Here is a 19,415-nt window from a genome sequence, read left to right as displayed (position 1 = left end):
AGGCGCCTGCCTCTGTGGCTTCGCTGGAAAAGGCGATGAACAGTGCAGTCTCTGCACTTGGAGAATATAACAAGAACACAGCCAAGGAGCACATTTGGGAGATTCAATCCTCCATGATGGAATATGTTTTGCGTGAGAATGAATTTATCCAATTCATAAAACAATAGACTAACCATATTTTCCGGCAGGGAACTGGAAATAGTTCCCCATGCCGGATTTCTGTTTGTATTGCAGTACAAATCACCGTATAATAATGAAGGTGTCAAAAAATGGCGAGGGAAGATCAGGATGAAAAAAAATGTAGGAATGCTTATATTGTTTTTGTTGCTCGGTTGGCTTTTGGGCGCATGGATTGCCAAGGCCCTTCAATCGATCAAAGTCCTTTCCTTTCTGACCCACCCCACTACGATATCCTGGTCGCCGAGAGCGGATCTGGATATTATCAGTTACAACATAACGATAAATTTTGAATTGAGCCTGCTCAGTCTGATCGGCATCATCGCCGCGTTCTGGCTGTATCGCAGGCTCTAACTGATGAAAAGGAGCTTCCCTTATGGACGGGAAAATTACACCCCGCATTATTCTGGCATCGACTTCACCGAGAAGGAAGGAATTGCTCGCATTTTTGAGACTCCCCTTTGAGGTGATGCCGAGTCATGCGGATGAGAGCACGCCTGAGAGCTGGACGCCTCAGCAAATTGTGGAGACCCTTGCGGCACGTAAAGCTGAAGCGGTCGTAAACGTTGCCGCTCAGTCCGAAGAAGCTGGACTGGTGATTGGGAGTGATACCATTGTCGTGCTGGATGGTTTGGTATTGGGCAAACCTGCTGACCATGCGGACGCGGTTCGTATGCTGACTGTATTGCAGGGAAGAACACACCTTGTGTACACTGGGGTGACCTGCATACATACCGTAACCGGCAAAACGCTTGTCAGACATCGCCAAACGGAGGTTACAATGAAACCTCTGAGCCATGAGCAAATAGTGGCGTATGTGAATACAGGTGAGCCGTCTGACAAGGCAGGAGCATATGGCATTCAGGGTATGGGTGCTACGCTGGTGGAATCGATTCAGGGTTGTTATTTTAACGTCGTAGGATTGCCGCTTTCCCTGCTGTCGGACATGCTGTCCGATTTTGGAGTGGATGTGCTGCGTCCTTAAAGGGGATAAACATATGTTAGAGTCGCCAATACCGATGCTTCGCGACCTCCCCCATGAAGAACGACCAAGAGAGCGCATGATGACATATGGGGCGGATGCCTTGAGCAACGCGGAGTTGCTGGCAATATTGCTGCGTACAGGAACACAAAATGAGTCGTCGGTGCATTTAGCGCAGCGTATTTTGCAGCAGGCGGGGAATTTGCGTCAACTGGTGGATATGAGTCTGAGCGAGCTGACCCAGATTAAGGGCATTGGAAATGCTAAAGCGATACAGCTAAAAGCGGGTATTGAACTGGGGCGCAGATTAGCATTGTCCCGCCATTTGGAGACCCCCGTGATCAGCTGCCCGCGGGATGTGGCAGATCTGCTGTTTGAGCAGCTTCGTTATTTGCAGAAAGAGCATTTTGTATGCTTGTTCCTAAATACTAAAAATCATGTCATTGCCCAGGAAACACTATCAATGGGCAGCCTGAATTCCGCCATCGTGCATCCTCGTGAAGTGTTTCGGGCGGCAATCAAATGCAGTAGTGCTTCGATTATTTGTGCTCATAACCATCCGAGCGGTGATCCGAAGCCAAGCCCGGAGGATGTCCAGTTGACCCGCCGCCTGATGGATGCGGGCAACATTGTGGGTATCGACGTGCTCGATCATATTGTGATCGGGGACGGGACCTTTGTAAGTTTGAAGGAGCAAGGTCTGATATAATATAATATTTAAATCAAACATTTAAATACGACCGGCTAGGCCGGCCTGAATAAACCGTTTATACATGGATAACAGATTTCAGGGAAGAGAAAAGGAGATTACATCATGCTGGGTGGCTTTACAAAAGATTTGGGAATTGACTTGGGGACGGCAAATACGCTGGTATACGTAAGAGGAAAAGGAATTGTGGTTCGTGAACCATCTGTAGTCGCTTTGCGTACAGATACAAAAACCATTGAGGCTGTGGGTGAATCCGCGAAAAAAATGATTGGTCGCACACCTGGGAATATCCGTGCGATTCGTCCGATGAAGGATGGCGTCATTGCTGATTTTGATACGACAGCCACGATGATCAAATATTTTATTCGTCAGGCGCAAGCCCAACGTTCTTTGTTTCCACGTCATCCAAACGTGATGGTTTGCGTGCCTTCAGGCATTACTGCGGTGGAGCAGCGTGCGGTTGAAGATGCGACGAAGCAAGCAGGCGCGAGAGAGGCGTACACGATTGAGGAGCCGTTTGCAGCGGCAATTGGCGCTGATCTTCCTGTATGGGAGCCTACGGGCAGTATGGTTGTCGATATCGGTGGAGGTACAACCGAGGTTGCAGTCATTTCCTTGGGCGGGATTGTAACAAGTCGTTCCGTGCGTGTGGCTGGTGATGAAATGGATGAGTCCATCATCCAGTACGTGAAGCGTCTATATAACCTGATGATTGGTGAGCGGACTTCAGAGCAGCTGAAAATGGAAGTTGGTTCTGCTATGCCATTAGAGCAGGTGGAGACATCGGAAATCCGTGGACGCGACCTGGTGACAGGTTTGCCGAAGACAATTACGATTACTTCCGATGAAATTAGCGAAGCGTTGTCGGATACAGTGAATGCGATTGTGGATGCGGTCAAAGTAACCCTGGAAAAATGTCCTCCCGAGTTAGCGGCAGACATCATGGACAGAGGAATTGTACTGACTGGCGGTGGAGCACTTTTGCGTAACCTGGACAAGCTCTTGGCGGGTGAAACCGGAATGCCGGTGATCGTAGCGGAAAATCCTCTGGACTGTGTAGCGATTGGTACGGGCAGAGCACTTGAAAATATCCATTTGTTCAAATCGCGGAGCAGTTCTGCCGTCCGTTCCAAACGTTGAATCGGGGGTGTAGGAACTGTTTAAGCTGTTTGGCAATAAAAGACTATTTATTCTATTGATCGGAATCGTTCTGTTTATTGCCCTTATGGGGATTACACTTGGACAGAGAAGTTCCTTAACCTGGCCAGAGAAGTTCGCCAGAGATTCAATTGGCTTTGTGCAAGGTATCTTTTACAGGCCCGCTTCAGCAATAGCGGGCTTCTTTGAAGATATCGGAAATATGCGAAGCATCTATAAAGAAAACGAACGTTTGAAAATTGCAGTGGCACAACTAACTACCGAGCAGATTCAGACCCGCAATCTTAAAGAGACTAATGCTAGATATAAGGAAGAATTGAAGTTTACTAAGGAGCAAATGGCGAAAGACAATTATGATTGGCGTGTTGCTCAAGTGAACAGTGTCAGCAATGATTCCAAAACACTCGTCATCGATATTGGGGAAAAGGATGGAGCGCGAGTCGGCCAGGAAGTAAGATCTATGGAAGGCTTTGTAGGAGTTATTAGCAGAACCGCTAATTTCACCTCTACAGTGACGTTACTGACTACTTTGGACCCTAAAAATCCAAACTCTTATGCAATCGCTGCTACTGCACTAGGGAAAGAAAAAACATTTGGCATGGTAGAAAGCTATGATCCTGTTACCAATACGTTTCAAATGACGAAAATTTCGGAAGATGATCCCATTGCCAAGGGCGATCAGATTATTACGTCTGGTGGAGGCGGGAAATTCCGTAAGAACCTGCAGATTGGTACAGTTGAAAAAATTCAGGTTGGGGAGTTTGGTCAAACACGGACAGCGATTATTAAACCGGCAGCCAGCTTTGTGGATTGGAAGGAACTGTTCGTTTTGTACACTCCTGAGGTACCGGAATAATGAAGATGCGCGGTCAGGTCTTAATACTGCTGCTGTTTGTGTTGTTTATAGCCGAAGGAACGATTCTTCCGTGGCTTCTTCCCGATAGCTGGCATTCAAGGATGGTGCCTAATCTCGTATATGTCGTAATTTTGTTTGTATCTGTTTATTACAGCCGCCATACCGCATTAGTGCTGGGGATTGTATTTGGACTTATTCATGATGTGGTCTATTACGGGTTTATCATTGGGCCTTACTCTTTTGCAATGGGGTTGTCTGCATACTTATTGGGGCTTGCTTTTACAGCCAGACGTGCACCGATGCCCATTATGATGGCAGTTGTGTTGATTGGAAGTTTTCTGCTGGACTCTATGCTTTTTGCCATTGATCAGCTGTTCCAGCTGAACCATCAGACTTTCGACTGGGCGCTAGCACAGTATATGATTCCTGATTTGTTTATCCATTTTCTGTTTGCCCTCATTATTTATGTCCCCGTGCGCAAGCAATTGCAGCGTTTGGGTACCCGTGTGAAAAAAGAAGAAGCTGTCTAGGTCTTTTTTCACACATTTTGTCCGGGTTAGCAGGGATTTGACGTCCCGGGGACGAAATGATTGAAATAGGAGGGACAGGCTAATGGCAGTGAAATCGAATCATGTCACGATTAAAGGCATCAAAGACGGCCTGGTATTCCTGCTGGACGATCAATGCGAGTTTGAGGATTTGCTAGGTGAGCTGCGTTTTAAGCTGGAGCACAGTCATCAGAATATTTTAACAGGCCCAATCATTCATGTGGATATTAAGCTGGGAAGCCGGGAAGTGACAGAGGAACAGAAGGAAAGTATTCTGGAGATTTTGAGGCAGAAGGGGAATCTGCTTATACGTTCTATAGAATCGCTCGGGCTACCTGCCGAAGTGCAGGGAAAGCCCCCTACTCACACGGTGACAGGGATTATCCGGTCAGGTCAAGTGCTTCATCATAACGGAAATCTACTTTTTTTAGGAGATGTAAACCCGGGCGGAATTATAACATGTACTGGTGATATCTATGTCCTTGGTGCTCTACGGGGCATGGCGCACGCAGGCATGAAGGGAAACAGCGAAGCGATTATCGCGGCCTCCTATTTTGCACCGACACAACTGCGAATTTCCGAAATGATCAGCCGTCCACCAGACGAATGGGAGACACGTGAATCCGGCATGGAATTTGCGTATCTCAAGGATGGCGCTATGCAAATAGATAAAATGAGCAATATCGTGCGTCTGGGCCGCGATTTTAACGTGTTCAAAGGGGTGTAGCACATGGGAGAGGCTATCGTCGTCACTTCAGGAAAAGGCGGCGTCGGTAAAACGACGACGTCAGCCAATATAGGAACAGCGCTTGCACTGCTCGGCAAAAAGGTGTGCCTGGTGGATACCGATATCGGTTTGCGTAATCTGGACGTGGTAATGGGTCTGGAAAATCGGATTATTTATGATCTGGTTGATGTAGCCGAAGGTCGTTGCCGTTTAAATCAGGCTTTGGTCAAGGATAAGCGCTTTGAGGAGCTGTACATGCTGCCTGCCGCTCAAACTAAGGACAAGAGTGCTGTTACGCCTGAGCAGGTTAAGGATATTATTTTGGAGCTTAAAAAGGATTTTGAATATATATTGATTGACTGCCCTGCGGGTATTGAGCAAGGCTTCAAAAATGCCATTGCCGGGGCGGATCAGGCCATTGTTGTAACTACCCCGGAAAATGCTGCCGTACGCGATGCTGACCGGGTCATTGGTTTGCTGGAAAGTTCACATGTGACTTCACCCAAGCTGGTGGTTAACCGTATTCGCAACAGCATGGTTAAATCTGGGGATATGCTGGATATTGATGGGATTTTACAAGTGCTTAGCATAGACCTCATTGGGATCGTTCCTGATGATGAAATGGTCATCAAAGCAGCCAATACAGGGGAACCTACTGTCATGAATCCAGATTCACAAGCAGCGATTGCCTACCGCAACATTGCGAGACGGATTTTGGGCGATACGGTGCCCCTCATGCAGATGGATCAAAAGAAAAGCGTAATGACACGCTTTAAGAAATTTTTTGGTATGGGTGGATGAGTAAAACCATGAGTTTTAGTTGGGAGACGCTCCGCGTGTCCCCTTCACTGTTTTCCTAAGGTAGAGGATGTAGTGAAAGGCATGGCGAAGATTTTCAGGCTTTTTAAAGCCATGCTATCTTTTTATTTGCTGGACACTTAAATAAGTGATTAATCTTATTTAAGTGTCTTTGCTTTATCTTGCTATCCTTCATATGCCCATGTATCCGGTGGATTTACGCCGGTTTTTTTGATTTTTCGGCAGCGTAATCCCGAACTGAACAACATAAGTTGAAGCCCGTCCTCATAAGATGTATCAAACATACCTCGCTGAGGGGGCTGAACAGGATGAATAAAAATTCCGGAATCAAGCAGCGCAGAGAAGAACGTATACAGCAGCTAATCGCGGGAGGGCAATCCAAACCACATTCCTCTGGTGTATATCAGGACAGGTTCGGGAATAGAGAAATGAAGCCAATGCCCGTAATCAGTGCAAATCTGCCCAGGGACCCGGAAACCGAGTGGAAAAACGAACGGCAACGCTGGCATCAATCTTTCGGAGAGAATCGTCGTCCGTCTTTTTGGACTTCTTTTTGGCGCAGAACAGTAATGGCAACTGTATTATTTGGAATGGTATGGGGATTGTTTCACTGGGATATTCCCTATGCGGTGAATTTGAGAATGTTTATCGCAGATTCCTTGAAGAAGGATATGGATTTTGCAGCCGCCAGACAATGGTATGGAGCTTATTTTGACGGAGCCCCTTCCTTTTTGCCGATTTTTGGCGAAGAGACTGAAGCGCACAAGGTGAATGCGGGGCGAAAGGCCTCTCCGCCGATTGAAGGTGATGTAACACAGCCGTTTGCACTAAGTCTCAAAGGGGTGGAAATTACACCGAGTGTTACCAACAATGGGGCTGTCGCTGTTAAAAGTATAGATGCAGGACGTGTATTGGACATTTCGAATCATCCCAAAAGTGGGATTACAATTACAATTCGTCACACGGGTGGTATTACAGCAACATACGGAAGGATTTCCCGCTCTACCTTAAAGGTGAACGACTGGGTTCAGGAGGGGGATGAGGTCGGTGTACTCCCAGCAAGCCGTAGCGCCGATGAGGCGGTGACTCTGTTTTTTGCAGTGCAGAGGGGGGATCAGTATATTGATCCAACGGAAGTGGTAGCTCTTGATTAATGTCCGGGGTGTGACCTTATCACTGCATCCACTATTTGTGCTGGTCATGCTGACCTCTGTGTTGACTGGGCATTTTATTGAGATCATAACCCTGTTTACACTAGTGCTTATCCATGAGCTAGGTCATGCGGTAGCCGCTTCATTGCTTGGCGCGCGAGTGCTCTCCATACAGATGCTACCCTTTGGAGGAGTGGCGGTCATTGAAGATCAGGGCAAGCTCAGTGCGTGGAAGGAAATCGTCATAGCGTTGGCTGGTCCCCTGCAAAATGGAATCATGATCATCATCCTTTTATGTCTCAAAAATGTGAACGGGGTTGAGCATGATTATGTAAATTATGTCATTCAGGGAAATGCAGTTATTGCACTGTTCAATTTGCTACCGATTTTACCGCTAGATGGTGGGAAAATACTACAGTCGCTGATCAGCTTGTTTCTTTCTTATCACCGTACATTAGTGTGGACTTTTCGGGCCAGTATCGTGACGAGCTTGCTATTTTGCATCTTTGGAATCTCTCCACTGTTAAGACAAAATGGATCTGTGCATTTAAATCTGCTGGCGGTAGGGATTTTTTTGCTTTATTCTAATATTGTGGATTATCGTAATATCCCTTATCGTTTTATACGATTTTTGCTGGGGAGGGACGAGCTTTTTTACCGTGAAGCAGCTAAGGGAAGTATTGCTTTACCTATTGTATCCTTGCCAGTGAAACATTTGGAGCCTGTTTTGCGTCTTTTTAGAAGAGATCGGTATCATATGGTTTACGTGATGAATGAACAAGGGCGGATTGTAGCCGTGCTGCCGGAGCAGCGCCTTATTCGCTCTTATTTTGCGGCACGTCCGCCAGATGGCGAGGAACCCAAGCCCAAATAAATGCTTTAAGAGTTAAGCAAGAGGCTGTATTCAGAGAGGTTGAAAAACCATGAAGCAAATGATTGTACAGTGTCAGCAGCAGATGACACAAATGGCGCTGTTGGAAGAGGGACGATTAGTTGAATATGCGGCTGAGCTGCCACGAAAACGGGGGATTTTAGGTTCCTTTTTCAAAGCAAGGGTAGTCAATGTCCTGCCGGGTATGCAAGCCGCTTTTGTTGACATTGGACAACGAAAGAATGCCTTTCTATATGTGGATGACGTTCTTCATCCTCATTTGGACAAGCAGCCGCAGGTAAAGCCGTCCATTTCTGAACTGTTAAAGGTGGGTCAGGAAATTGTAGTACAGGTATTAAAAGAGGCTGTTGGGAGCAAGGGGGCCAGAGTGACAACTCATTTTTCGCTTCCGGGTCGTTGGATCGTATACATGCCCCGCGCCGACTATGTGGCTGTATCCAAGAAAATAGAGCGTGAGGGAGAACGTGCCCGTTTGAAAGCAATGGGGGAGCAACTGCGCACGGGTGAGGAAGGGATTATTATCCGGACCGTTTCGGAGGAAATGAGTATAGAGGCGATTGAAAATGATCTGAACCAGCTACGTCAGCAGTGGGCGCTTATTCGGCGTAAAGCTGGTGAATGCTCCGCTCCATGTGAATTACACAGGGATTTGAGCATCGTTCAACGCTTGATTCGGGATGTGTTTACACCAGAGCAGGATGAACTGGTCATTGACAGTGAGGAGCAAGCAAAGGATGCAGAAATCATGCTGCAACAGATTGGTCCGGCGAAAGCTCATGTGAGTATATTCCGTAGTGCAGAAGAAACGATATTTAATGCCTATGGTATTAACGAGCAGTTGGAACGTGATTTTGCACGAAAGGTATGGCTCCAGGGCGGCGGATACATTGTTATTGATCACACCGAGGCATTGACCGTTATTGATGTGAATACCGGAAAGTTTACGGGCGGCAATAATTTGGAAGAGACAGTGACCCGGACTAACATTGAAGCAGCCGAAGAGATTGCCCGGCTAGTGCGAGTACGCGATATTGGTGGCATTATCATTATTGATTTTATTGACATGGAGCAAGAGGAGAACCGTCGGGAAGTATCCTCTGTACTGGAGGCCAGGCTGAAGAAGGATCGGACCAAATCTTATGTTGTGGGCTGGACGCGATTAGGGCTACTGGAAATGACCCGTAAAAAGGTGCGTGAGGAAAAGACGCTGATGTAGAACAATCCGGCAAATCATAACCATATCAAAATTAAAGGTTGAATGTGGACGAAGCTTGTGCTACAATCATTTGGTATGTGTGATGCGTAAGATTGGCTGCACATGCTGTAACCGCTCCAATCAGGTACTGAAGTGCAGTATCCCAAGGGAATCTGCCACCTGCTATTAGGCGAGTCTGAGACATAAGGAGGTGCAAGCAAATGTACGCAATTATCGAAACAGGTGGTAAGCAATACAAAGTTCAAGAGGGCGACGTATTGTTCATCGAGAAGTTGGAAGCTAATGATGGTGAAACTGTAACGTTCGACCGTGTTCTGGCAGTGTCTGGCGACAATGGCTTGACAGCAGGTACACCGCTTCTTTCCGGAGCTTCTGTAACAGCTAAAGTTGAGAAGCATGGTCAAGGTCAAAAGGTCGTTGTATACAAATACAAACCTAAAAAGAACTACCATGTGAAGCAAGGTCATCGTCAACCGTACACGAAAGTGACGATTGAAAAAATCCAAGCGTAAGAGGGTGCGATAAGTGATTATCGTGCGCATTACACGACTGGAGGATGGCAGCATACAGGGATTTTCTATTAAAGGCCATGCGAATTACGCCAAGTCTGGCGAGGATATTGTATGTGCTGGCGTTTCAGCGGTAACTGTAGGAACCGTCAATTCGATTGGAGCTCTTACGGATGCTGAAATGGAAACAGAAATGGAAAACGGCTTTTTGAGCGCGTATTTTCCCCCTGAAAATCATGATGTTGCGAATGCACAGGTTCAACTGTTGCTGGAGTCCATGGTGATTATGCTGACAAGTATTGCTGAATCATATGGTAAGTATCTTCAAATAGAAAATAAACAAAGAAGGAGGTAGACATCATGTTGAAATTGACATTGGATCTTCAATTATTCGCATCGAAAAAAGGTGTAGGTTCCACGAAAAACGGACGTGATAGCAGATCGAAACGTCTTGGCGTGAAACGTGCTGACGGTCAAGCAGTTACCGGCGGTAGCATCCTGGTTCGTCAACGCGGAACGAAAATTCATCCGGGTACGAATGTGGGCATCGGTAAGGACGACACTCTATTCGCGAAAGTGGACGGCGTTGTGAAGTTCGAACGTTGGGGCCGTGATCGCAAAAAGGTGAGCATCTACCCGATCGACACTGCTCCAGTAGCAGCTACTGTAGAAGCTTAATAGCGGCTTAGACACGCTGAAAAGCCTCCGGCACTTTTGTCGGAGGCTTTTTTGCATGATGGTAATGAACTGGAAAGTCAGTCTGTGCTATACTGGATTAAGGTTTTTCAATAATCCATTTAATTATGGCAGAACGGAGAGAAGCCATGTTCCAGCGGATAAGAGCGCCTTATTTGGCGTTGGGTTCCATTCTGATTCCTTTGGTTTTTTCACTGCTCTATCCTGAAGGTTTAACGATTATCATATTAGCTTTGTGGTCTGTTGTTGCCGCTTGCTTTGGCATGTGGTATACACGTAGACAGGCTGAGTATGAGCGGAAAGCTGCTTTGCGTTCCTTGGAGCGTACAGCTATCGCAACGCTTAACCATCATCGGCATGACTGGATGAATGACTTACAGGTGCTTTATGGTTATATTCGTATGAATAAGCATGATAAATCAGCTGCTTATGTGGAAACAATAAAAGAGCGCGTGGCAGAGGACAGTAAAATATCCAAGCTGGGTATTCCTTCACTGGTATTTTATTTGCAGTCTTTTCGCGTAAACGCTGGAAACTTACAGTTGTCAGTACAGGTGGAGGAGCAGTTAAAGTTGGACGCTGTCATGTCTCCCGAAGACGGCGAGTCGCTTGCCTCGGCCGTCATAGAAACGGTGCGTGCGTATCAATATGGTGGCGGCCGGTCGTCCTGGGGAGAAGTGCGCAGATTGACACTTTTTTTCGGTATGGATCAGAAGGATGTTATTGTCCGCTTTGAAGGAAGTGATATACCTGCCGATACGAATTTATTAAAGCAGGTCAAACCCATACACGGAAGTGAACGCATTCGAACGGAGAAGCTCCCTACAGGCGAAATGCTTCAAATTCGGATGGAGTGCCAGACATAAGGAAGGTGTAACCATGTTTGTAGATAAAGCGAAGATTTTTGTTAAAGGTGGAGATGGTGGAGACGGCTTAATTGCGTTTCGCCGTGAGAAATACGTTCCTGAGGGTGGCCCAGGTGGTGGTGATGGAGGGAACGGTGGAGATGTGATTTTCCGTGTAGATGAAGGGTTGCGTACGTTGATAGATTTTCGATATCAACGACATTTTAAAGCCCAGCGTGGGGTGAAGGGTCGTAACAAAGCCCAACACGGAGCTAACGCGGAGCACATGATCGTACGGATACCACCGGGAACGGTTATCATAGATGATGATACGGGTGAAGTATTGGCAGATATGACGCGCCATGGGCAGCAGGTTGTCGTAGCTAAAGGAGGACGCGGAGGACGCGGGAACATTCGTTTTGCTACGCCTAGTAATCCAGCACCTGAGCTGGCTGAAAATGGTGCAGAGGGACAAGAGCGTTATATTACCCTCGAGCTAAAAGTAATGGCAGACGTGGGTCTGGTCGGTTTCCCTAGTGTAGGGAAATCCACATTGCTGTCAGTTGTATCCTCTGCCAAACCAAAGATTGGCGCATACCACTTTACAACGATTACCCCGAATTTGGGGGTCGTGGATGTGGGCGATCATCGTACCTTTGTGATGGCTGATCTGCCTGGACTAATTGAAGGAGCCCATGAAGGTGTTGGGCTGGGACATGAATTTCTGCGGCACATTGAGCGAACACGCATAATTATCCATGTTGTGGATATGGCAGGCTCTGAAGGGCGTGATCCGTTTGAGGATTGGACTAAAATTAACGACGAATTAAAGCAATATAATGCTGCCCTGGAGGAACGTCCACAAATTGTGGCAGCGAATAAAATGGATATGCCGGAAGCGGAAGAAAAACTCGCACAATTCAAAGAACAGATCGCTTCTGTACGCCCAGATCTGGAAATTATGCCCATCTCTTCACTGACACGCCAAGGTGTCAAAGAACTGCTCTATCGGGCCGCTGATTTGCTGGATCAAATACCGGACGAGCCGGTCGTTGAGGAAGTAGCAGAAGTTAATGAGCGTAAGGTATTTAAGCTGGATACGGCAGAAGACGAAGGCTTTACGATTGTGCGTGAGAACGACACATTCGTAGTGCACAGCCCCAAAATTGAGCGCATGATGAAGCGCATGCAGTTGAATTCGCATGATGCCATTTTAAAATTGGCAAGAACGCTGCGCCATATGGGTGTGGATGCCGAGCTGCGTAAACGTGGTGCCACAGATGGTACATCTGTACGCATTGCTGATTTCGAGTTCGAATTCGTAGAAGGCAGCAGCTACTACTAGGAATAGAATAATGGTTGAGATTAATGGCTACTGCGCTATAGAGAACCCTATAGATGGCAGTAGCCTTTTTTTGTAAAGTTAGCTTGCTGATTTTCACTAGTTTCGATATAATGTCCTCTATACAAAAACATAAGTCTTTAAGGAGAGGACGTTCGTGAAAGAGCGCTATTACTTGGTACGGGAAGATATTTTGCCTGAAGCTATAGTTAAAACTATACAGGTTAAAATGCTGCTGGCTTCAGGAGATGTAAAAACCGTGCATGACGCCGTGGAGCAAGTTGGGCTAAGTCGAAGCGCCTTTTATAAATATAAAGACGGCATTCATTTGGTTAACCAGCTGGAGCGTGAGCGAATTGTCAATATTTCCATTGATTTGGAACATCAATCCGGCATGTTGTCCAGAGTGCTTGGAAGGGTGGCAGATTACGGAGGCAATGTGCTGACTATTCAGCAGAGCATTCCGCTGCAAGGCAGAGCCAACGTAGTTATCTCGGTAGAAATGCCCAGACTGAGTGAAGAGCTAGGTGTTTTGCTAGAAGGATTGGAGACCATCTCTGGCGTCAAACGTGTCCGCCTGATCGGGCAAGGTTAACAAGGGCCGTACAGCCCATTAGATAAAGTTAGCAGGAGGGGAATGGATGAAACCGGTCAAAGTAGGATTGTTGGGTTTAGGTACGGTAGGAACGGGAGTTGTTCGAATCGTAGAAGGAAATCAGGAAGATTTGAGCAGGCAAGTTGGTTCACCTATCATTATTGAAAAAATAGCTGTAAAAAATATAGACAAATATCGCTCCATTGAAGTGGACGGCGCTAAGCTTACTGAGGACCCATGGGAAGTCATTCGGGATCCTGACATTGATGTCATTATCGAAGTCATGGGCGGCGTTGGTCAGACCAAGGAGTACATTCTGGAAGCGCTGGAGCGAGGCAAGCATATCGTAACAGCAAATAAGGACTTAATGGCTTTGCATGGCTCTGAAGTATTGGCTAAGGCACAGGAAAAGCAATGTGATATTTTTTATGAAGCCAGTGTAGCAGGCGGGATTCCGATCATTCGTACGTTAATTGAAGGCTTTTCCTCCGACCGCATTACCCGTATTATGGGAATTGTGAACGGTACGACAAACTTCATTTTAACTAAAATGAGTCAGGAGGGAGCCTCGTACGAGGAGGTCCTTCAGGAAGCGCAGGAGCTTGGATATGCAGAATCTGATCCGACCTCAGATGTGGAGGGGCTGGATGCAGCCCGTAAAATGGCTATTCTGGGTACGCTTGGATTCCGTTCCAATGTAGAGCTCAAGGATGTGAGCGTCAGCGGTATTTCGAAGGTAACGAGTGAGGATATCGCTTTTGCCAAAAAACTTGGATATGAAATGAAATTGCTTGGCATTGCAGAGCGTCAGGGCGATGAATTTACGATCAACGTTCAGCCGACAATGGTTCGCAAGCAGCATCCATTGGCTTCGGTGAATGGGGTATTCAACGCAGTGTATGTGCATGGTGAAGCAGTGGGTGAAACCATGTTTTATGGGGCGGGTGCAGGCGAAATGCCAACGGCTACATCGGTTGTGGCTGATCTGGTAGCGGTTGTGAAAAACCTCAAACTCGGCGTGAATGGGCTTAAAGCAATCGTGCCTTACAATCCCAAAAAAATCAGCAATGACGAAGATGTGTATTTCAAAAATTTCGTGCTTTTGCATGTGGATGATAAAGCCGGGGTGTTGGCACGGATTACGCAGGTATTTGCTGAATTCAACGTCAGTCTGGCCTCTGTCGTGCAGCAACCGAATGAGGTTAATCCCGATGCTGAAATTATTATTGTGACTCATTTGGCCAGTAAAGCGAGTATGAAAAAGGTGCTGGAGCATTTTGAAACTTTGGATGTGATCCGTCGCATCAAGAGTGTATATCGGGTAGAAGGATAGTCAATAAAAGCAGGAGGAATCATCCGTATGACCGTTTTGAAAACTGCAAGGGTGCGTGTGCCTGCGAGTACCGCCAACTTGGGCCCCGGTTTTGATACATTGGGCATGGCGTTGTCCTTATATGCATGGATTGAATTGAAAGAGGCAGAACAGACGGCCTTTCATCTGTATGGAGATGAAATGAATGGGGTTCCGCAAGATAAAACAAATCTGATTTTCAAGGTAGCACAAATGGTTTTTCAGGAAGCTGGCGTAGCTGTTCCTGAGCTGGATATTTCGATGTACTCCGATATTCCGCTTACCCGTGGTTTGGGCAGTAGTGCTTCGGCCATTATAGGCGCTCTCGTGGCCGCCAATACGCTGATTGGCTCGCCTTTGTCGGATTCCAAGCTGTTTGACATGGCAAGCGCTATTGAAAAGCATCCAGACAATGTCGGAGCCTCTCTGTTTGGTGGTATTATTACTGCCGTGTGGGATGGTAGGCATGCCAAGCACTTGCGGATTGAGCCGGATGCCAATCTGGAGGTTACGGTAGTCATTCCAGAGTTTCAATTGTCTACGTCTAAGGCCAGAGAGGTGCTGCCCGAGCGTGTATCCTTGCAGGATGCGGTATACAATGTAAGTCATGCTTCGATGCTTGTAGCGGCATTGGCATCGGGCCGAACAGAGTTGATCGCTGAAGCCATGAGTGATCGGCTTCATCAGCCTTACCGCGCAGCGCTTGTACCGGGTATGACAGAGATCCTGCAGAATGCGCATCATCATGGTGCCCTTGGCGTGGCTCTCAGCGGGGCTGGACCGACACTTCTGGCGTTGACTGATCGGCGGGAAAATCGGAAGGCAGAGCTGGAACAGTATTTAACGGATACGATGAGTAAACAGGGCATCAATGCCTTTGTGTTAAAATTGCGTCCGGAGAGTGAAGGCGTTAAAGTATATACGGAAGGGAATACACTTCCTTTTATGGATATGATAAAAGGGGAGCTTACGAAATGAAACGAATTGCACTTCTTCCTGAGGGGACCGTTTCTCATGAGGCGATTAAGTATTTGCTAGGAGATACGCCCTGTGAATTATTATTTTATAAGCACATAGCAGACGTGTTTCAGGCAGTAGACAAGGGGAAAGCGGACTATAGTGTAATTCCCATTGAGAATACGATTGATGGCTCTGTAAGCTTACACATGGACTGGCTTGTACATGAGGTGGACATTCAGATGCAAGCGGAATGGGTATATCCTTCCATTCAAAACCTTATTGGACATCGTAGTGAATTTACCAATGACCGGGGCGAGCTGGATTTGAGCAAAATAGTCAAAATTATGTCTCATCCCGTAGCCCTTCCCCAGTGTAAGAAGTTCATACAGGCTTCCGCTCCTCAAGCTGATTTGGAGAGTGCAGGAAGTACGGCGGAAGCCGTCGAAATGGTTAGGCATAACCCTGGTAAGGGCTGGACAGCTCTCGGAACCAAGCTTGCGGCTGTCAAACACGGATTGGATATTTTGGCTAGTAAAGTGACGGATCACGACAACAACTTTACCCGTTTTGTCCTGATCGGCCATCAACCTATCAGTCTCCCGCGTAACCCTGATGGACAGCGGACCAGTATTTTGGTTACTCCGCCGCAGGATTTTCCAGGAGCACTGCATCAAGTGTTATCCACGTTTGCGTGGCGCAGATTGAATCTGTCCCGTATCGAATCGCGTCCAACAAAAAAGCAATTAGGAAATTATTATTTTTACATTGAAATTTTGGAATCTCTGCATTCGATTTTGCTTCCGGCAGCCTTTGCAGAGATTGAGGCTTTGGGATGCCAGGTACGTATTCTCGGCTCCTATCCAAGCTACAAGTACGTTGAAGCAACGATCGAACCTGTTGTAAAGGAACAATAATCGGAGGTGTGGTTCTAATGGCAGAACAATGGATTTACTTGGACGGGCAGCATGTAACGAAGGAAAACGCAAAGGTTTCCGTATATGATCATGGTTTCTTGTACGGAGATGGTATATTCGAAGGAATTCGTATCTATAACGGCAATATTTTTAAGTGCAAAGAGCACTTGGACCGTCTATATGATTCTGCGAAATCCATTCAGTTAAACATCCCGTTGTCTAAGGATGAAATGCTGGAAGCGATGGCTGAAACGATTCGTCTCAACGAAATGCGTAACGGATATATTCGTTTAATTGTATCTCGTGGTGCGGGAAATTTAGGTCTTGATCCTCTTCGTTGTGCGAAGGCAAGTATCATCATTATCGTGGAGCAGCTCGCCATTTACCCGGAGGAAGCTTACTTGACTGGTCTGAAAACGATCTCTGTCTCCCAGCGTCGTAACATCCCGGATGCTTTGAATCCGAAGATAAAATCGTTGAACTATCTCAACAATATCCTGGTGAAGATTCAATCTAATTATGCTGGTGTAGGCGAGGCTATTATGCTCAATTCTCAAGGTTATGTGACAGAAGGCTCCGCGGACAACATTTTCATTGTCAAAAACGGAGTACTCTATACACCTCCTTGCTATTTGGGGGCACTTGAGGGGATTACTCGTAATGCTATCATTGATTTGTGTGCCGAGCTTGGATATACACTCAAAGAGCAACCTTTTACATTGCATGATGTATATGTGGCGGATGAGGTCTTTTTTACAGGAACTGCAGCGGAAGTTATTGCAGCGTATGAAGTGGATGGCCGTACGATTGGTTCCGGTGTTGCGGGTCCAGTGACTCTGGAGCTGCTGGCCGAGTTCCGGAAAATCGTGGATCAGGACGGCTATAAAGTGTGGCAGGACTAGAATAAACGGTGAATCCTTTTGACAGAATGCTCGCGAGAGTGTTCGGTTGAAAGGATTTTTTTGTTTGTATGGGGTCATTCGCCCGGGAGGTGCATAGGATGTAATAACAGAAGCCGGGCGTTCATCACGCCCGAACGAAAGTAGGAGGTTTGTGACCTGTGAAAATACACATCGTTAAAAAAGGTGACACCCTGTACTTGCTGGCGCAGAAGTATAATGTGGCACTGGAGAAAGTTATTGCTGCCAATCCCCAATTAGCTGATCCTAATCAGTTAAGCATTGGCGAGAAAATCAAAATTCCGACAGATCCTGTTGCGATGGAAACACAACCGTCAACGGTCTATCAGCACAAGGTTAAGCAAGGAGATACCTTGTGGAAGTTGTCCAAGGCCTGGAATGTACCGCTTAAACTAATTATTGACGCCAATTCCCAGCTTAAAAACCCCAATGCTTTATTGGTCGGGGAAACGGTTAATATCCCACACTACAAAGAAGATTCCTCTGATCCTGTCGAGAATAAAAAAAATACCGCAGTCAAACCAGAGATGACACAGCCTAAGTCTGAGTCTCCTACCGAGTCTCCAACCAAGCAAGAGCTTACCCAGCCTAAAGAGGAGTCGAACCAGGCTGAATCGGAAAATATGCCTAGTCCTAAAGAACAGATGACGCAGCCGAAAGAAACAGAGAATCCTCCTAAGCTTCCAGAGTTAAAACTACCTGAAGTACCCATGGCACCCGTCAATCCAGCTCCACCTCAAATACAGCCCATAGTTAACCAACCAGCTCCACCTCAGATACAGCCCATAGTTAACCAACCGGCTCCGCCTCAGATGCAGCCCATAGTTAACCAACCGGTTGTACCCAAGCCACAGCTTCCAGTATATGTGGAAAAACAGCCCATAACTGAAAAGTTTTGTGGTTGCACAAGCTCGGAGTCGATGGTAAATTCTCCATGGCCAGTGCAGCAGCCGGCGTTTGATTACAGCCCACAAATAAATACAATGCCAAACTCATGGTATCCGGGCATTGGGTCCCCTCAACCTTGGGGGAATGCGCCTGTAAATACTTCCTTTGCAGAACATACCTCTCCCTCTGTAGCTCCTGATCAGGGCTATCATCATGACTGTGAGCATCCGTGGAGTTGGGGGGCTATGCAGACAGGGCCTATAAACGTCCATCAAACACCTTATCCTGCTTATTCAGATTGCTGCCCCCCCGGATACTATCTGAGTCATGAAGCGTCTGAAAATACGCCCTATCCTGTCTATCCCCCATTTATGCATCAAAGCTACCCACAGCAACATCCTGAGAGTACAGTCATGGGTAGTCAGTGGGGGCATACATGGGGAGGAGGACCTCAATATGGTTTGCCTGCGGGTGGATACGTGTCCGACTATAGCCAATTACAAGGACAACAGTCAGCGAATTCTCCCTATCATCCATTTGCACATGGGAATACACCTGTGTATCCACTAGAGGGATATACGACACCCTACATGTTTATGCCGGACTATGGTTGCAGGGAGGGGAACGCGGGGGCTGCACCAACATTCCAGGGAGTGCAGGAGAATGTTAACAATCTGACTATTGCATCCCAAAATGAAGTTGCTTCTTCCTCCAAACCAAAAGATGGTAAAGCGCGCAAAGGAAAAACAAAAGTAGCCTCTAGCGGTACAGCCAAAGAAGAAAAAATTAAAGCTAAGGTTTCGGGAATTAATGATACTTTAACGAATCGGAAAAGTCGCAAGCCGACAACAGCTAAATCTCGTTCTTCATCCTATAGTAGCAGATCGCGTAAAAATCCATGGATTAAGGACTGATAAAAACTAAATAAAAGTGAACATTATTGAGACTATTATTCTGCTTATAGAGAATGATGGTCTCTTTATTTAAATTCAATTAATTGTTGATATGAAAAAAACAAAAAAAAGGTATTGCTAAATAGTATGTTTATATGGTATATTCTTATAGCTGTCTTTTACGAGATGGTAAGCAGCACAAACAAAGCAAAATGCTTTAAAAACTTTCTCAAAAAAAGTGTTGCAAAGATTTGAAAAACATGATAT

General features: G+C 46.5%; 22 protein-coding genes, 1 pseudogene and 1 other annotated feature. All 23 genes and pseudogenes read left to right on the top strand.

Translation table 11 applies throughout. The annotated features are described in order from the left end of the window. Positions 1 to 167 (top strand): annotated as a pseudogene (locus tag L693_RS32150) (SPOR domain-containing protein); the annotation flags it as partial. A gap of 121 nt (positions 168 to 288) precedes the next feature. Further along, positions 289 to 531 carry a DUF4321 domain-containing protein gene (locus L693_RS0117680; RefSeq protein WP_025718703.1) on the top strand — a complete coding sequence of 81 codons (243 nt, stop codon included), beginning with the start codon at positions 289 to 291 and terminating at the stop codon, positions 529 to 531. Positions 532 to 553: 22 nt separating this feature from the next. Next, positions 554 to 1,162 carry a Maf family protein gene (locus L693_RS0117675; RefSeq protein ID WP_025718702.1) on the top strand — a complete coding sequence of 203 codons (609 nt, stop codon included), beginning with the start codon at positions 554 to 556 and terminating at the stop codon, positions 1,160 to 1,162. A 13-nt stretch (positions 1,163 to 1,175) separates the two neighbouring features. Then, the gene (radC, locus tag L693_RS0117670; RefSeq protein WP_025718700.1) at positions 1,176 to 1,868 is read left to right on the top strand and encodes a RadC family protein; all 693 of its coding nucleotides are present in this window, start codon (positions 1,176 to 1,178) and stop codon (positions 1,866 to 1,868) included. Between the two features lie 105 nt (positions 1,869 to 1,973). Beyond that, positions 1,974 to 3,008, top strand: coding sequence for a rod shape-determining protein (locus L693_RS0117665; protein WP_025718698.1), 1,035 nt, complete (start codon positions 1,974 to 1,976; stop codon positions 3,006 to 3,008). 55 nt (positions 3,009 to 3,063) lie between these two features. Beyond that, positions 3,064 to 3,882, top strand: a complete 819-nt coding sequence (mreC, locus tag L693_RS0117660; RefSeq protein ID WP_025718696.1) for a rod shape-determining protein MreC — start codon at positions 3,064 to 3,066, stop codon at positions 3,880 to 3,882. Further along, a complete protein-coding gene (mreD, locus tag L693_RS0117655; protein ID WP_025718694.1) occupies positions 3,882 to 4,412 on the top strand; it encodes a rod shape-determining protein MreD in 531 nt (176 codons plus the stop codon). Before mreC ends, mreD begins: the two co-directional genes overlap by 1 nt. A gap of 82 nt (positions 4,413 to 4,494) precedes the next feature. Further along, positions 4,495 to 5,157: a septum site-determining protein MinC gene (gene minC, locus L693_RS0117650; protein WP_025718692.1), complete on the top strand. Its 663-nt coding sequence runs from the start codon at positions 4,495 to 4,497 to the stop codon at positions 5,155 to 5,157. 3 nt (positions 5,158 to 5,160) lie between these two features. Further along, positions 5,161 to 5,958 carry a septum site-determining protein MinD gene (gene minD / locus L693_RS0117645; protein WP_025718690.1) on the top strand — a complete coding sequence of 266 codons (798 nt, stop codon included), beginning with the start codon at positions 5,161 to 5,163 and terminating at the stop codon, positions 5,956 to 5,958. Positions 5,959 to 6,284: 326 nt separating this feature from the next. After that, positions 6,285 to 7,130 (top strand): M23 family metallopeptidase, encoded by an 846-nt coding sequence (locus L693_RS0117640; protein ID WP_025718688.1) that lies wholly within the window; start codon positions 6,285 to 6,287, stop codon positions 7,128 to 7,130. Next, the gene (locus tag L693_RS0117635) at positions 7,123 to 8,001 is read left to right on the top strand and encodes a M50 family metallopeptidase (RefSeq protein WP_025718686.1); all 879 of its coding nucleotides are present in this window, start codon (positions 7,123 to 7,125) and stop codon (positions 7,999 to 8,001) included. Before L693_RS0117640 ends, L693_RS0117635 begins: the two co-directional genes overlap by 8 nt. A gap of 49 nt (positions 8,002 to 8,050) precedes the next feature. Next, positions 8,051 to 9,235 carry an Rne/Rng family ribonuclease gene (locus L693_RS0117630; RefSeq protein WP_025718684.1) on the top strand — a complete coding sequence of 395 codons (1,185 nt, stop codon included), beginning with the start codon at positions 8,051 to 8,053 and terminating at the stop codon, positions 9,233 to 9,235. A 99-nt stretch (positions 9,236 to 9,334) separates the two neighbouring features. Continuing rightward, positions 9,335 to 9,422, top strand: a sequence feature (ribosomal protein L21 leader region). A gap of 13 nt (positions 9,423 to 9,435) precedes the next feature. Continuing rightward, positions 9,436 to 9,747: a 50S ribosomal protein L21 gene (gene rplU / locus L693_RS0117625; RefSeq protein WP_013372663.1), complete on the top strand. Its 312-nt coding sequence runs from the start codon at positions 9,436 to 9,438 to the stop codon at positions 9,745 to 9,747. A 13-nt stretch (positions 9,748 to 9,760) separates the two neighbouring features. Beyond that, entirely contained in the window at positions 9,761 to 10,099 is a 339-nt protein-coding gene (locus L693_RS0117620; protein ID WP_025718682.1) for a ribosomal-processing cysteine protease Prp, read from the top strand. A 5-nt stretch (positions 10,100 to 10,104) separates the two neighbouring features. Next, positions 10,105 to 10,422, top strand: a complete 318-nt coding sequence (gene rpmA / locus L693_RS0117615; protein ID WP_049825205.1) for a 50S ribosomal protein L27 — start codon at positions 10,105 to 10,107, stop codon at positions 10,420 to 10,422. Between the two features lie 146 nt (positions 10,423 to 10,568). Then, entirely contained in the window at positions 10,569 to 11,306 is a 738-nt protein-coding gene (locus L693_RS0117610; RefSeq protein ID WP_025718679.1) for a Spo0B domain-containing protein, read from the top strand. Positions 11,307 to 11,319: 13 nt separating this feature from the next. Then, positions 11,320 to 12,630 carry a GTPase ObgE gene (gene obgE / locus L693_RS0117605; protein ID WP_025718677.1) on the top strand — a complete coding sequence of 437 codons (1,311 nt, stop codon included), beginning with the start codon at positions 11,320 to 11,322 and terminating at the stop codon, positions 12,628 to 12,630. A 154-nt stretch (positions 12,631 to 12,784) separates the two neighbouring features. Further along, on the top strand, positions 12,785 to 13,222 hold the full coding sequence (locus L693_RS0117600) for an ACT domain-containing protein (RefSeq protein ID WP_025718676.1): 438 nt from the start codon (positions 12,785 to 12,787) through the stop codon (positions 13,220 to 13,222). Positions 13,223 to 13,268: 46 nt separating this feature from the next. Then, positions 13,269 to 14,555: a homoserine dehydrogenase gene (locus tag L693_RS0117595; RefSeq protein WP_025718675.1), complete on the top strand. Its 1,287-nt coding sequence runs from the start codon at positions 13,269 to 13,271 to the stop codon at positions 14,553 to 14,555. A gap of 27 nt (positions 14,556 to 14,582) precedes the next feature. Beyond that, positions 14,583 to 15,551, top strand: a complete 969-nt coding sequence (thrB, locus tag L693_RS0117590; RefSeq protein ID WP_025718674.1) for a homoserine kinase — start codon at positions 14,583 to 14,585, stop codon at positions 15,549 to 15,551. Continuing rightward, complete coding sequence (pheA, locus tag L693_RS0117585; RefSeq protein WP_025718673.1) at positions 15,548 to 16,447, top strand: prephenate dehydratase; 900 nt, start codon at positions 15,548 to 15,550, stop codon at positions 16,445 to 16,447. Before thrB ends, pheA begins: the two co-directional genes overlap by 4 nt. Before the next feature lie 17 nt (positions 16,448 to 16,464). Then, the gene (gene ilvE / locus L693_RS0117580) at positions 16,465 to 17,349 is read left to right on the top strand and encodes a branched-chain-amino-acid transaminase (protein WP_025718672.1); all 885 of its coding nucleotides are present in this window, start codon (positions 16,465 to 16,467) and stop codon (positions 17,347 to 17,349) included. 158 nt (positions 17,350 to 17,507) lie between these two features. After that, positions 17,508 to 19,169 carry a LysM peptidoglycan-binding domain-containing protein gene (locus L693_RS0117575; protein WP_025718671.1) on the top strand — a complete coding sequence of 554 codons (1,662 nt, stop codon included), beginning with the start codon at positions 17,508 to 17,510 and terminating at the stop codon, positions 19,167 to 19,169. The last annotated feature ends 246 nt before the right edge of the window (positions 19,170 to 19,415 follow it).

This window comes from Paenibacillus sp. 1-18 (assembly GCF_000520755.1).
In the GTDB taxonomy this organism is placed as follows: domain Bacteria; phylum Bacillota; class Bacilli; order Paenibacillales; family Paenibacillaceae; genus Paenibacillus; species Paenibacillus brasilensis.
This window is presented reverse-complemented; position numbering and strand designations above follow the sequence as displayed.

Bases quoted from the DNA above. Each gene is read 5' to 3' on its own strand.
- L693_RS0117680 (WP_025718703.1), top strand. From the start codon at position 289: ATGAAAAAAAATGTAGGAATGCTTATATTGTTTTTGTTGCTCGGTTGG.
- L693_RS0117675 (WP_025718702.1), top strand. From the start codon at position 554: ATGGACGGGAAAATTACACCCCGCATTATTCTGGCATCGACTTCACCG.
- radC (WP_025718700.1), top strand. From the start codon at position 1,176: ATGTTAGAGTCGCCAATACCGATGCTTCGCGACCTCCCCCATGAAGAA.
- L693_RS0117665 (WP_025718698.1), top strand. From the start codon at position 1,974: ATGCTGGGTGGCTTTACAAAAGATTTGGGAATTGACTTGGGGACGGCA.
- mreD (WP_025718694.1), top strand. From the start codon at position 3,882: ATGAAGATGCGCGGTCAGGTCTTAATACTGCTGCTGTTTGTGTTGTTT.
- minC (WP_025718692.1), top strand. From the start codon at position 4,495: ATGGCAGTGAAATCGAATCATGTCACGATTAAAGGCATCAAAGACGGC.
- minD (WP_025718690.1), top strand. From the start codon at position 5,161: ATGGGAGAGGCTATCGTCGTCACTTCAGGAAAAGGCGGCGTCGGTAAA.
- L693_RS0117640 (WP_025718688.1), top strand. From the start codon at position 6,285: ATGAATAAAAATTCCGGAATCAAGCAGCGCAGAGAAGAACGTATACAG.
- L693_RS0117630 (WP_025718684.1), top strand. From the start codon at position 8,051: ATGAAGCAAATGATTGTACAGTGTCAGCAGCAGATGACACAAATGGCG.
- rplU (WP_013372663.1), top strand. From the start codon at position 9,436: ATGTACGCAATTATCGAAACAGGTGGTAAGCAATACAAAGTTCAAGAG.
- rpmA (WP_049825205.1), top strand. From the start codon at position 10,105: ATGTTGAAATTGACATTGGATCTTCAATTATTCGCATCGAAAAAAGGT.
- L693_RS0117610 (WP_025718679.1), top strand. From the start codon at position 10,569: ATGTTCCAGCGGATAAGAGCGCCTTATTTGGCGTTGGGTTCCATTCTG.
- obgE (WP_025718677.1), top strand. From the start codon at position 11,320: ATGTTTGTAGATAAAGCGAAGATTTTTGTTAAAGGTGGAGATGGTGGA.
- L693_RS0117595 (WP_025718675.1), top strand. From the start codon at position 13,269: ATGAAACCGGTCAAAGTAGGATTGTTGGGTTTAGGTACGGTAGGAACG.
- thrB (WP_025718674.1), top strand. From the start codon at position 14,583: ATGACCGTTTTGAAAACTGCAAGGGTGCGTGTGCCTGCGAGTACCGCC.
- pheA (WP_025718673.1), top strand. From the start codon at position 15,548: ATGAAACGAATTGCACTTCTTCCTGAGGGGACCGTTTCTCATGAGGCG.
- ilvE (WP_025718672.1), top strand. From the start codon at position 16,465: ATGGCAGAACAATGGATTTACTTGGACGGGCAGCATGTAACGAAGGAA.